At 41.4% G+C, this 13,527-nt stretch carries 12 protein-coding genes; 8 read left to right on the forward strand and 4 right to left on the reverse strand.

What is annotated here, in order from left to right; all coding sequences use genetic code 11:
- From BLT_RS0105790 to BLT_RS0105800, 3 genes are all read left to right on the forward strand, one after another.
- On the forward strand, window positions 1–997 hold a 997-nt coding region (locus BLT_RS0105790), incomplete at its 5' end, for an ABC transporter substrate-binding protein (RefSeq protein ID WP_017726861.1).
- Between the two features lie 64 nt (window positions 998–1,061).
- Entirely contained in the window at window positions 1,062–2,072 is a 1,011-nt protein-coding gene (locus BLT_RS21505) for an ABC transporter permease (protein WP_017726862.1), read from the forward strand.
- On the forward strand, window positions 2,044–2,850 hold the full coding sequence (locus BLT_RS0105800) for an ABC transporter ATP-binding protein (RefSeq protein ID WP_394295500.1): 807 nt from the start codon (window positions 2,044–2,046) through the stop codon (window positions 2,848–2,850). Before BLT_RS21505 ends, BLT_RS0105800 begins: the two co-directional genes overlap by 29 nt.
- Window positions 2,851–3,051: 201 nt before the next feature.
- On the opposite strand, the gene BLT_RS0105805 is transcribed toward BLT_RS0105800, so the two are convergent.
- Complete coding sequence (locus tag BLT_RS0105805) at window positions 3,052–4,233, reverse strand: KamA family radical SAM protein (RefSeq protein ID WP_017726864.1); 1,182 nt, start codon at window positions 4,231–4,233, stop codon at window positions 3,052–3,054.
- A 460-nt stretch (window positions 4,234–4,693) separates the two neighbouring features.
- Here BLT_RS0105805 and BLT_RS0105810 point away from each other — a divergent pair, with 460 nt between their 5' ends.
- Both BLT_RS0105810 and BLT_RS0105815 read left to right on the forward strand, forming a co-directional pair.
- A complete protein-coding gene (locus BLT_RS0105810) occupies window positions 4,694–6,088 on the forward strand; it encodes an aspartate aminotransferase family protein (protein WP_017726865.1) in 1,395 nt (464 codons plus the stop codon).
- Window positions 6,089–6,104: 16 nt separating this feature from the next.
- On the forward strand, window positions 6,105–6,959 hold the full coding sequence (locus tag BLT_RS0105815; RefSeq protein WP_017726866.1) for a MurR/RpiR family transcriptional regulator: 855 nt from the start codon (window positions 6,105–6,107) through the stop codon (window positions 6,957–6,959).
- 88 nt (window positions 6,960–7,047) lie between these two features.
- On the opposite strand, the gene BLT_RS0105820 is transcribed toward BLT_RS0105815, so the two are convergent.
- From BLT_RS0105820 to BLT_RS0105830, 3 genes are all read right to left on the reverse strand, one after another.
- Window positions 7,048–9,000 carry a TRAP transporter permease gene (locus tag BLT_RS0105820; protein ID WP_017726867.1) on the reverse strand — a complete coding sequence of 651 codons (1,953 nt, stop codon included), beginning with the start codon at window positions 8,998–9,000 and terminating at the stop codon, window positions 7,048–7,050.
- Window positions 9,001–9,080: 80 nt separating this feature from the next.
- A complete protein-coding gene (locus BLT_RS0105825) occupies window positions 9,081–10,121 on the reverse strand; it encodes a TAXI family TRAP transporter solute-binding subunit (RefSeq protein ID WP_017726868.1) in 1,041 nt (346 codons plus the stop codon).
- Window positions 10,122–10,500: 379 nt separating this feature from the next.
- Window positions 10,501–11,148, reverse strand: a complete 648-nt coding sequence (locus tag BLT_RS0105830; protein WP_017726869.1) for a GerMN domain-containing protein — start codon at window positions 11,146–11,148, stop codon at window positions 10,501–10,503.
- A 434-nt stretch (window positions 11,149–11,582) separates the two neighbouring features.
- Between BLT_RS0105830 and BLT_RS0105835 the strand changes: the two genes are divergently transcribed.
- The 3 genes from BLT_RS0105835 (at window position 11,583) to BLT_RS23615 (ending at window position 13,408) form a co-directional block, all read left to right on the forward strand.
- Window positions 11,583–12,668 carry an AI-2E family transporter gene (locus tag BLT_RS0105835; RefSeq protein ID WP_017726870.1) on the forward strand — a complete coding sequence of 362 codons (1,086 nt, stop codon included), beginning with the start codon at window positions 11,583–11,585 and terminating at the stop codon, window positions 12,666–12,668.
- Between the two features lie 55 nt (window positions 12,669–12,723).
- The gene (locus tag BLT_RS0105840; protein ID WP_017726871.1) at window positions 12,724–13,092 is read left to right on the forward strand and encodes a rhodanese-like domain-containing protein; all 369 of its coding nucleotides are present in this window, start codon (window positions 12,724–12,726) and stop codon (window positions 13,090–13,092) included.
- 175 nt (window positions 13,093–13,267) lie between these two features.
- The gene (locus BLT_RS23615; RefSeq protein ID WP_017726872.1) at window positions 13,268–13,408 is read left to right on the forward strand and encodes a lmo0937 family membrane protein; all 141 of its coding nucleotides are present in this window, start codon (window positions 13,268–13,270) and stop codon (window positions 13,406–13,408) included.
- Window positions 13,409–13,527: the final 119 nt, after the last annotated feature.

A 13,527-nucleotide genomic window follows, 5' to 3' on the forward strand; every position in this document is an offset into this window, starting at 1 on the left:
AGGCACTGCCTTGATTAGCGTAATGGCGCTAACAGCCTGTGGTACAGAGGAAGCGTCACCAGAAGAGGAAGCACCAGCCCAGCAAGAAGAGGAACCAGCGGCTGGGGAAGGACAGGCATATGTAATCGGGGCTACCCAAATTGTTGAGCACCCGTCCTTAGATGCAGCCTACGAAGGGTTCCAGCAGGCTTTAGCTGATGCAGGGATTGAAGCGAGCTACGATTTCCAAAGTGCCCAAGGCGACCCAAACAATACGAGTGCGATTGCAAATAACTTTGTTGCTGATCAAGTGGATTTGATTTTTGCTAATTCAACATCAAGTGCAATAGGTGCTTTACAAGCAACGAGTGATATTCCAATTATTTTTACATCTGTAACAGATGCTGTTGGTGCGGGACTTGTGTCAGCAATGGACGAACCAGGTGAGAACATTACGGGTGTTGTTGATCTCCATCCTGATGCGATTGCATTAACCGTTGCTTTTATCGACGATTATTTTCCTGATGCAAGGGTCGGTCTTATCTATAATGCTGGAGAACCTAACTCTGTCGCTCAAATTGAAGCTGTAGAAGCTGCAGCGGACGGAACAAGCTTGAGCTTGGTAACGCGCACAGTTGGTTCATCTTCAGAGGTACAACAAGCAGCGACAACGCTTGTTGGGGAAGTGGATGTATTTTACGTTGTGACTGATAATACGGTTGTGTCTGCGTTAGAAACGGTTGTTGGAGTTGCGAATGACCAAGATATTCCACTTATTGTTGGTGAGCCTGATTCACTTGAACGTGGCGGGTTTGCAACATTTGGCATTGATTATTTCACAATCGGGTACCGTGCAGGAGAAATGGCTGTTGATGTCTTAAATGGGGATGCGACAACGGCTGATATTCCTGTTGAATACCCTGAAAATATGCAGCTCTTTATTAATCGAGAAGCAGCTGAAGAACAAGGAATTGAATGGAATGACGAGTGGGATAGTTTAGCTGAAATGATCAATTAAGGAAGAAACGGAGACCGACCTGTCATAATGGGCAGCGTCGGTTTTCAGATCTGGAGGGTATGGTATGTTTATTTCGATTTTTGGAGCCGTTGAATCGGGTATTATTTATGCCATCATGGCACTTGGGGTCTACTTGTCCTTTCGTATTTTAGATTTTCCTGATTTAACGGTAGACGGAAGCTTTGTGACGGGGGCTGCTGTGGCTGCCATTTCCATTGTGAACGGTGTACCGCCACTGCTGGCAACGTTGTTCTCTGTATTTGCAGGCTTTGTAGCAGGCTGCTTTACAGGCTTGTTGCATACAAAAGGGAAAATTAATCCGCTGCTTGCAGGGATTTTAATGATGATTGCTCTCTACTCTATTAATTTGCGGATTATGGGTCGACCGAATGTTCCATTGCTTAATGAGTCCACCTTGTTCACACAGCTAAGTGGGGTTTGGGAGGGCTTGGGTATTGACAAACTGTTAAATGGAATGATTGCTTTTTTCGGTTTATCGCAGCTTCCGCGGACTTGGGCTATTGTTGTCTTTATGCTTATTGTGACACTCATTATTAAATTTGCGACAGATTACTTTTTAAAAACCGAAGTAGGGCTTGCCTTACGAGCAACAGGTGATAATAAACGGATGATTCGCAGTTTTTCAGCCAATACTGATTTTCTTATTATTCTTGGTCTTGGCATTTCAAATGGTCTTGTAGCCTTGTCAGGAGCCTTTATTGCCCAATACGGAGGATTTGCCGATGCTGGGATGGGCATTGGACTGATCATCATTGGTCTTGCCTCTGTTATTATCGGTGAAGCTCTTTTCGGAACGAAAACGATTGCTCGCACGACACTTGCTGTCATCGGTGGGGCGATCATTTACCGCATTGTGGTCACCATGGCTCTTCGAGTGGACTTCTTGGAGGCTGGAGACATGCGTTTAATTACGGCCGTTCTTGTTATCGCAGCATTAGTAACACCAAAGCTATTAGAAAGTCGAAGAGAAAAGCAGAAACGGAAAGCCAAACGAGCGGCACTTTCTGCAAACGCTGTTGCAAAGGATGGTGAAAGCAGTGCTTCATCTTCATGAGCTTTCATTAACGTTTAACGAGGGGACACCTGATGAAAAGAAGGCTCTCCAATCCGTTAATCTTACGTTGAAAAAAGGTGAATTTGTCACCATTATTGGCAGTAACGGAGCCGGAAAGTCAACGATGATGAATGTGATTTCAGGCTCTTTAACACCTGATGTTGGGGATGTATTCATTAACGATAAGCCAGTTACCCATTTAGCGGAGCATCAGCGTGCCCAGTTCATTGGTCGTGTTTTTCAGGATCCGATGGCAGGTACAGCGCCAGCCATGACAATAGAAGAGAACTTGGCGATGGCGTATTCTCGTAATAAAAAACGCTCCTTACGCTTCGGTGTAACGAAAAAAAGAAAAGAGCTGTTCCGAACCTACTTGGAGACGTTGAACCTAGGGTTAGAGGATCGACTTACGGCAAAAGTGGGCCTTTTATCAGGGGGGGAGCGGCAAGCATTATCCTTATTAATGGCAACATTTACAGAACCGAGCATTTTATTATTGGATGAACATACAGCTGCACTGGATCCCTCAAGGGCAGAGCTAATTACAACGTTAACTGGTGAGATTGTGAAAAAATTTAAGCTGACAACGCTGATGGTTACTCACAATATGCAGCAAGCCCTTGATCTAGGAAACCGCCTAATCATGATGGATAAAGGTCAAATTATTCTCGATGTATCAGCTGAGAAAAAACAAACGTTAACGATAGAAAAGCTGCTTCATGAGTTTCAACGAATTCGAGGAAAACAATTGGAAAGCGATCGGGCTGTGCTTGGTTAGAAGAGAGGAGAGGTACGCTGGCTGCTGTCTCTCTTCTTCGTTCAAAGAAAGAAAAGATAGCATTTCTAAGCTGCCTGGCTACAGGGGCAGAAATTCCAGCGCTTATCACTGTATACGGGCCCGCTTTCCACTTTTGTGATGTTGGTATGCTTAGTATAAGAAAAAAGCGTGAGGGCTTTCCTCACGCTTTTTGGATCTGTTTTAATTCATAGCCGCCTTTCTTTTTTTCTTTTGCGGCATATCTGGCATTTCGTTCACTGAGACGACGGTCTCGACCTTTTTCTTTGGAGGCTCCCAATATTGCTCATTCCCTGGGAGATCATCAAACCAGGCAGCATCCTTGGGACAGTCTAAAACCATAAATCGACCGTAATGTCCATCTCGTGATTGGTGGTATTTTAAATAAGCCTTACCATTTTCAATTGCCAGTACTTCAATTTTCCCAGAAGTGTGGCTCATTGAAAGACGAACTCGCTTTCCTAATCCTGATGTTTTCCCCTTCGCTTCCTCAACAATGTTATAGACTTCTTCCAACGAAAGAACAAAGTCGTTGTTGCCAGCAACTGGGCGGTTAATGAAGAAATAATATGGCGTAACCCCAGCCCATGATAATTTATCAAGAAGCTCTGCCAACACATCAGAATCGTCATTGATTCCTTTCAATACAGGCGTTTGATTGACAACGATTGCCCCTGCATCATGGAGGGCTTCAAATGCTTTCTTTGCCTCAGCTGTAATTTCGACTGGATGATTAATGTGGGCCATAATATAAATGCGGTGTTCAGGCGTTGAATATTCACGAATGAGATTTAATAATTCTTCATCTTCATAAATACGCATTGGGTTAAAAACAGGGAGCTTGGAGCCGATACGGATGATTTTTACATGGTCAATAGAACGTAGTCTTTCAATGATGTAACGGAGCTTTTTTGTGGCGAGAATCAGTGGATCGCCACCTGTAAGTAAGACATTGTTAATCTCAGGCGTTTTTGCAATGTAATCAAGACCTGGATCCACGTCTGACATTGCCTCTTTGACATCGTTACGGAAAAGACGCTTACGGAAGCAATAGCGACAGTATGCACCACACACCTCAGAACAAATTAACAAAGCGGTTGTTGAATACTTATGTTGACACCCTGGAGCGGCATAGTTCGTGTCTTCATCGGAAGCATCCCAGCGCCCATATTCACTTAACTCACCCTCATTTGGGATGACTAACTTACGTATTGGATCGTTCGGATTATTCCAATCAATGAGACTTAAATAGTATTCATTTACGCGAAAGACAAACTTATCTGTAATCTGCTTTAGCTTCTCCCTTTCCGCTTTGGGAATTTGCTGGATTTTGTCCACGTCCATAATGTATTTTGGTTGCGCCACTCTCATCACCTTCCTTCGTAAACTAGCAAGCGGATCACTTGCCAATTGATTATAACAAGAAAAAGAGAAAATCGTCAAAAAAGAAAGAAATATTCGATAATTATAAATAAATGAAAGGAATCATTCAAAATTTCGCCTATTATGAGCGTTGACTTTTCAAGACTAAAAGTATTTGAAGGGGAAATTTCAAAAATAATGAATAAATTCATTCAAATCTAAATAAAAACGAAATAAATACTTCAAAAATAGGCAGATGTCGTGTAGAATGAAATAAATACTTCATAAAATGGAAAGGAGGGAATATTTATTTCTTTTTTCTGTAGAAAAGGGACGAAGCTATAGGACGAGGAGAGTAGGCCAAGAGGTACAATTGCTCACATCCTCCCTTTCATAAGGGTACACAGGGTTTTCAATTAAAATGTTTTTAAATATCTATTTAAAAAAGTGAGGGGAAGTAAAGATGGCGATTGAACGCACGCATCATCCTGTCATGATGTTTTTAGAAAAAACGAAGGCTTCGGCTCAATTTATGAAAGAAGCGGAACATGTGATGCCCGGTGGTGTAACAGCAAACATTAAGCATTTTGCGCCGTATCCGATCGTAATGAAAAAGGGAAGTGGAGCGTATCTTACAGATGTGGATGGGAACGTCTATATTGACTACTTACTCGCTTATGGTGCACTCATGCTTGGGCACGGTCATCAAGCCATTCAACAAGCAATCATGGAGCAGCTGCAGCAGGATGGGACGGTCTTATTTGGAGCACCACATGAATTGGAAGTGACAATGGGGAAAAGGCTTCAATCCTTATATCCAAGTATGGAGCGGCTCCGGTACACGAACTCTGGGACAGAAGCGACGTTATTAGCGATAAGACTTGCTGCAGCATACACAGAAAAATTCAAAATTGCTAAATTTGAAGGTCATTATCACGGAGGCTACAATCAAGTGCTTTATAGTGTAAATCCTTCCATTGAAGCTGCTGGACCAGCGGATGAACCCGTTGCACTACCTGAATCAATGGGAATGACAGATGGGGAACAACGAGATACGATCATTCTTCCGTTTAATGATTTAGATGCATGTGAAAAAATATTACGAAAACATAAAGATGAGATTGGAGCAGTGATTCTTGAACCGATGCAAGGTGGTTTTATTCCGGCAACTGAATCATTTATAAAGGGTCTTCGTGCGGTAACGAAAGAGCTGGAGATGGTCCTAATTTTTGACGAGGTTAAGACGGGATTTCGAGTAGGTTTAGGAGGGGCCCAAGCAATATACGGTGTACGTCCTGATTTAACCGCATTAGGGAAAGTGGTTGGAGGAGGCTTTCCGGTAGGTGTTGTAGGAGGGGCAAAGGATATTATGATGACGAGTGCACCACGGGCCTCAGCCGATGTTTTTGATAGCAGCCAAAGTGCGAAATCAGGGGCGAAAGAGGTTCTTTTTCATAGTGGAACCTATAACGGACATCCTATGATTCTTGCAGCTGGGTTAAAAACAATCATGACACTAGAAGAGAAGATTACCTCTGTATTTTCAATAACTGACACATTGAAAGAAGGGCTGGAAGCCTTGTTTTCAGCAAGAGGGATTCCAATGAAAGCGGTTGGCAGCGGTTCCATCTTTAGTGTAGTATTAACGGATAGAGAGATATTAAATTACCGTGACCTCCAAAGAGCCGATCTGTCAACACGGAAAATGATAGACATGAATTTATTAAGTGAAGGCATTTACACAAAGCCTTTAAATCGTTACAGTCTATCAACAGCCCATACATCGAATGAAATAGAGCAGACATTAGATGCTTATGATCGCGTTTTAACGAAACTTTTTGGAGGGGCCACTAGCTAAAGGAATGAGTACCCCTATGCTACAAAGCGACGTGTATAAACGGATGATAGAATATCAGGAAAAGATGAGCAAATCGCAAAAAAAAATTGCCAATTATTTAACGGCTCATTCAGAAACGGCACCTTTTTTAACCGCATCAAAATTAGCAAAACAAGCTGGCGTTGGAGAGGCAACCGTGATCCGTTTTGCCGTATTTTTAGGATACGAAGGTTATCCAGATTTGCAACGGCATTTACAAGAAGCGATGCAGCGAAAGATGACCTCAGCTGAAGTGTTTGCTCGCACCACGGATCGGGAAGAGGCACCTGCTCATGCGATTGAAGAAATTTTAGCCGATGATATTGTGAATTTGCGAATGACTTTACAGCAAATTGACCCGAAGGAATTTGAGCAAGCAGTTGAGGACATTGTAAATGCAAAACGGATCTATATTATAGCCTATCGAAGCGCGGCAAGCTTAGGCATGTTTCTTTCATTTTACCTCGATCTTGTGCTGCAAAACACAGAACTTGTTGAGCAAGCAGATGGTGTATCAGAGCATTTGCTCGATATCTCAGAGGATGACTTGGTCATTGGCTTTGGGTTTGCTCGTTACACGAAACGTACGGTAGAGGTGATGAAATATGTGAAGCAAAAGGGTGCAAAGACGATAGTCATCACTGATCATGTGCTGTCTCCTCTTGTTCCATATGGAGATCGTGTCCTACTCGCAGCAACTGAAATCAATTCATTTATTGATTCCTTTTCTGCGCCTTTAAGTGTTGTCAGTGCCCTTGTAACAGCAGTGACCCGATCTCAGCATGAGAAAGTTGAAAATAGGCTCAAACAGCTGGAGGAGCTTTGGGAGACCTTTGATGTGTTTCATGAATAACGGTTTAGTGAGGCTGCTTTCGTAAATAGAATCCTTTAAATGCTAAAAAAGGGCGTGACAATTTGTCAAGCCCTTTTAAGTGGGTCTATTATGCACTAGCCTGCTGTGAGTTGTTCTTACGGTCTTTGATGACTTGAACAAGACAAATGCCTAGGAATACTAGAAAACCTATACCAGATACCAGTACGCCTTCTGGATAGATTAACGCAATACCTGAAGCAAAAAGAATCAATCGTTCCAGTATAGTAACATTTGTAATAAAGTAGTTTATCAATGAAGCACTAACAGCTAGCATCCCTATAAATGCAGTTAATAGAGGGATGATAATTGTTTGAAGAGATGCATCTTGTAATAATAAAACAGGATTATAGACAAAAGCAAATGGGACGACGAAGGCGGCAATTGCTAGTTTAAAGGCAACAACTCCTGATTTCATAGGATTCGCCCTAGCAATTCCCGCACCTGCATATGCGGCCAAACACACTGGAGGCGTAATATCTGCAACGATGCCAAAATAAAAGACAAAGAAGTGAGCAGCGATAACCGGTACACCAAACTCAATAAGTGCAGGCGCAGCAATGGAGGCTGTAACAACATAATTTGCAGTAGTCGGTAGCCCCATCCCTAAGAGAATACATGCAAACATTGTTAGAAAGAGAATGAGGAAAAAGCTTTCTCCAGCTAGATCAAGGATACCACCAGCAAGTTTTCCTCCTAGTCCTGTTGTGGTTACAGTCCCAGCAATGATACCGGCCGTCGCACAAGCAGCAATAACGGGAAGGGCGACCCGTGCCCCCTGTTCAAGTGTATCTACTATATTGCGGAAGCCCATACGTGTATCTTTACGGAACAAACTGACAAGAAATGCAGCAGCGATTCCAAATAGGGCGGCGGTTGTTGCCGTATATCCAAGATAGAGCATACCAATTATTGTGATGAGTGGAGCTAGTAAGTCAATTCGTTTCAAAATCCCTTTTGCAGAAGGGAGCTGATCTTTTGGTAAACCTAAAATCCCTTGTTTTTTCGCTTGAAAATGGGTGCCCATGAAAATACCCGTAAAATATAAAACGGCAGGAATAATGGCAATCAGGATAATCTCACTATAAGGAATCCCTGTATTACTTGCCATAATAAAAGCTGCAGCACCCATAATAGGGGGCATAATTTGTCCACCAGTTGAAGCAGAAGCTTCTGTGGCAGCTGCAAACTCAGGCTTAAAGCCAGCACGTTTCATCATTGGTATCGTAAATGACCCCGTACTAACCGTATTAGCTACAGAGCTTCCAGTCACCATTCCTTGCATGGCGCTTGCTGTAACAGAGGCTTTTGCCGTTCCACCTGTCATTCGACCTGTGGCACTAAAAGCTAGATCATTAAAAAATTTACTGATACCTGTTTTTGTAAGCATGACACCAAAAAAGAGAAACAAGAAAATAAACGTAGAAGAAATTCGGATGGGTGTGCCAAAAATGGCTTCTGTATTAAAGAACATCATTGTCATTAACCGATCAAAATCAAACCCTGCATGTCGGAAGTGTGAAATTGGAAAACGGTCACCAAACATACCATATAACAATGCTAGTATGGCTATAATCACGATCGGTAGCCCGACAGCTCGACGAGTTGCTTCTAGTACTAGAAGCACTCCGATTGTTGCAACCGTAACATCCAATGCTGTGTATCCTAAAATTGTCACTTGATTGCTCGTTAACCGCGTGTAATCAAAAACGATATAAAAGTTAACAGCTAATGCAAGAAGCGCTAAAATACCATCATACCAAGCAACACCTGGCTTTTTTAGCAACGAGCGTTTAGCAGGATAAAGGATGAAAATTAATGACAATCCACCAGCTAAGTGAATGGCACCTTGAATCAGCGTGACATATGGGCCTCGAAAAGAAGTGTAAAGTTGAAATAGTGTCAGAGAAATAGCAAGAATTGAGACAACCCATATCCATTTCTGGAGGTCCGTTCGATAAGCAGACTCTTTATCATATTTTCTTAGTATTTCCTCGCTACTTAGCGCTTTTTCCTCTTTCAAAAGTGATCACCACCTAGTATTGTTTTTATTACAAAAAAAGGACTGGACAGTTGAGATGCCCAGCCCTTGTAAGAATTGAATTAATTGAGTAAGCCCTGTTCTTTGAAATATCTTTCTGCACCAGGATGAAGTGGTAATCCTTCAGAACCGTTTAAGATATTTTCTAACGAAAGGTGAACCCCTTGTGGATGAGAAATACTGTCGACATTCTCATAAAGACCTTTGACAATTTCATAGCCGAGCTCCTCACTAATTTGATCAGTAGAGCCAACGAGAATGGCATAGGCAGTGATCGTATCAACAGGTCCATCTAGGAATTCATATGCATCAGCTGGAATTTCTAGATGCCCATAATCACTATTTTCTGTGATGTAATTAAGAGCATCACCTTCAATTGGTAAGATAACAACTTCACGTTGGAAGGAAAGCTCTTCAATGTTGCTGGCTGGTAAACCGAGTAACCCGAAGGATGCATCAAGCTGGTTATCTTGTAATCGTGCTGCAGCATCACCAAAGCCTTCTTCAAATGCTTCATAATCGCCATCTTCAATACCGTAGGCTTCAAGAATGAGTTTTGCAGCTGATTGCGTTCCACTACCAGCAGGACCAATGGCAACGCGCTTACCACGTAAGTCTTCGATGGAAGTAATCCCTGTGTTTGCAGTTGTCACAACCTGCATCACTTCTGGATAAATGTGACCCATAAAGCCAAAATTTTCAACCTGTGCACCTTCAAAATCTCCTTCACCGTTAAACGCTTCAAGTGCTGGGATATGAACGGTCATACCGAGCTGCATCTCGCCACGGTAAATCCCGCCGAGGTTTTCTACAGAAGCACCTGATGCAACTGCACTAACGTTAAACCCTTCATATTCTACGTTGTCATTCATAACATTTGCCATTTCCTGACCAAGTGGATAATATGTACCACCTGTACTGCCTGTTCCCATTTGAAGTTCAGTGATGAAATTTTCCGATAATTCTTCCGCGTCCGCTGCTGGTTCTTCCGTAGCCGGATCATCTGGCTCTGCTTCAATCGTTGTGTCGGTACCACCACATGCACCAAGAATGAGGCCGATTGAGAACAAACCTGCCGTTAAGAAACCAAGTTTTCTTTTCATACAAATTCCCCCTTTTTATGAAGTTTATGCGTAAATAGGTATTCACACTACAATTTAATTCTAATCAAGAGATTGATAGATTGTCAAAGAAAATGTGAAATGATTGTACAGAATTTTTTGTCTTTCAAATATATAAAGCTAATCTATATAACTGATAAATGATTAAAAAAATAATTGATTGGCATATTCATTTTTTAGTCCATAATATGTAAAGTGTAGGATGGTTGATAAGAATAACTAGTAGACTATAACCATTTTTAGAAAAGGTAGTGCTGTCGGGGGTGTAAGAGGTTAGTAGGTGGGAATTATTAGTATAAAAAAGATAGCGGCTTGTCTCGAGAAAAACGAGAACAGACCGCTACCTAAAACTGTTTCAATGTTATTCGATTTTTTCATAAGACTCAGGATCATTTGCTTCAATGGGGACACTCGTATCAATATGTCCAAAAAGTTCAGCTACTGGCTCGCCATCAATCAAAATTTGCGTTGAATGAAAACCAAATTGTGCCATCACTAAAGCAATTTGTTGGATAAGCATTTCTTCCGTTCCAGAGCCAACTTGGGCATTCAGTAGCTCAGAAGAAAATGAAACATGAGCAACACCGTCAATGCCTTCAACGGATTGTACTTCTACTCCTTCAGGAAGCAGGGAAACAAGGGCTCCGTTTTCAGGGCCTTGCACCCATGCTTCAAGGGCTGCTTGATAAAGCTTATCCTCTGTTGCTTCTACACTTCGTTCTTCACGATACATAGCCATGACATCAGCGTCAGCAAAAAATAGCTCTACAGGAGTAACAATAGCTTCCTCCGTAGCCTCTGTTGAGCTTTGAGCCTCGGTTGATTCCTCAGGTTCTGTTGACTCTTCAGCTTCCACTGTATCCTCTGTTGTTTCTTCAGGTAATTCTTCGTTTTGCTCCGTATCAATCGCATCTGCTGGTTCTGAGGAATCAACAGACTGGTCTCCTTGTCCACAAGCTCCTAGCACGACAAAGGCTGCTAGCAAGGAAAGGCGAAAAATGTGTTTCATTTTTAAATCCTCCAATTCTCTTCTTTGTTCAATTTTGTTCCATCTTGTTTCGTAGAAAGTTACACCAATCGAAAAAATAAGTGGAAAAGGGCCTTTCTTACACTAGATCTTACAGCATCCATCCTAAAATTCAATCATTTTTTTGAACTCATTCTTTCGTACTAGAACGATGTTAAACTTTGTAAAATAAAAGCTTTACAAGTATTGATGAAGCAAAAAGAAAGAGCGACTTCTCACGATGGTGAAAAGCCGCTTCAGATGGTATATTTTAAGTGAAACATTGGAAAAACATATTCAATGAGAAACAAATGATACTAAAAAAGATGAGCTAAAATTGCTTTATGAAAAATTTCTAAAAATCCCAGCGGAAGATTGGCACTAGAAAGAAGAATGATATAATATAGAAAACTGTTTTGGAAAGGACTAACTAACTAATGCCGCAAAGTAAAGCATTTCGATTTGGGTATGGAATTGCGCTTATTTTTCTTATTATTTATCTAGGTACACTTGTGGATTGGATTTTTAAGCCAATCGTTGTACTCGTTCAAACCCTTTTTGCACCAATTGTGTTAGCAGGTGTTTTATATTATCTATTACGTCCTTTCGTTAATCTATTGGCAAGGAAAATTCCTCGAGGGCTGGCGATTCTTATCATCTATTTATCAATGATCGCCATCATTACCCTTCTATTTCTCGTCATTGGGCCTGAGCTACAAAGACAGTTCAACTCACTCGTTCAAAACATGCCAATGCTGATTAATGAGGGAAGAGATATGCTTATTTCCTTGCAGCAAAATGAATACATCTCTCGCTTCCAAGAAAGTGAGAACTTTTCACTTGAAGACATAACCTCAAGATTTTTTGATTATTTAAATGAATTTATCGCTTCACTTGGGTCAAACATCGCTTCCTTTCTCGGATTTATCGCTAATGTTGTGATTATTCTTGTTATTCTCCCGTTCATCCTTTACTACATGCTAAAAGAGGGAGAGAAGGCACCGAAGCAAGTGTTGCGTCTTCTTCCGGAAAAGCAACAAAAAGAGGGTCAGCGAGTCTTAAGTGATATGGATAAAGCACTAAGCTCCTATATCCAAGGTCAGATCATCGTAAGCTTTTGTGTCGGTGTTTTATGTTACATTGGCTATTTAATTATTGGGCTTGAGTATCCCCTTGTTCTTGCTCTAGTTGCTATGTTTACAAATGTTATTCCGTTTATTGGACCTTGGATTGGAACGTTTCCAGCAGTGATTGTCGGCTTTTTTGATTCACCACTAATGGCCCTTCTCGTCATTGTTGTTGTGATCATCGTTCAGCAGTTTGAAAGCAATGTGATTTCACCTCAAATTATGGGAAGAAAGCTTTCGATCCATCCTTTGACGATCATCTTACTGTTGCTTGTTGCAGGACGTTTTGCTGGGCTCCTTGGCCTTTTATTAGCGGTTCCTACCTATGCAGTAGGTAAAGTGATTGTGATGCATACGTATCGTTTGTGGCGTTTAAAACGAACGTCAGGAAATTGACCACGGATGGGACGTTCGATAAAGTACGGAACAAATAAAGAAAGAGGTGGTTTTTATGGCATTTGTTCAAGATGGAATTGAGCAAATTGAAGCTGAGGAGCTAAAGGCTTTATTAAAATATAAAGAAACAATGATCATAGATGTTCGAGAGCCAGATGAGTATGAGGAAGGACATATTCCAGGTGTTCCTTTGATTCCCATGTCTACGATACCGAAAGTGGCTGAACAGTTTGATCAGAGCAAATCGTATGTGTTTGTTTGCCGAAGTGGATCAAGAAGTCATCATGTTGCTCTCTTCTTAAAGGACCAAGGAATCGAAAATGTAAAAAATTATTACGGAGGCATGCTTGCGTGGACAGGAGAGTTAGCCTATGGTCTTGAACGCGTCATACAAGAGATGAATGAGCTTTATGAAAAGGAATAAAGTCGGACTCTACACTAGTTGTAGAGTTTTTCTTTTTATTTAGGAGTAATTGACCGGTGAGGGGCCAAGGCCAACACTTTTGTTGAACGAGGAATAAATTTGAGTTTCATTTTTTCAAAGACAGGGAACATAACAATCAAGCAACAGAAGCTTTGAAAAGGAGAGTGGATATCGTATGTGGACTATTTTGATTGTTTTAATTGTCTTATGGTTACTTGGCTTTAGCTTTGAAATTGCAGGGAATTTAATTCACTTACTATTAGTAATCGCTCTTGTTCTATTAATTTTCCGTTTAGTAACAGGTCGTCGAGCGTGACACAGCATAGAGAGCTAAAAAGCATAAAGTCAAACTGACTTTATGCTTTTTGCTGTTTTTAAAAAGCATACCGAAGAAATTACGTTGGGCAGTTAGCCGGATCTTATTCTTTAACGAAA

The organism is Halalkalibacterium ligniniphilum (genome assembly GCF_000334155.1).
GTDB lineage: Bacteria > Bacillota > Bacilli > Bacillales > Bacillaceae_D > Halalkalibacterium > Halalkalibacterium ligniniphilum.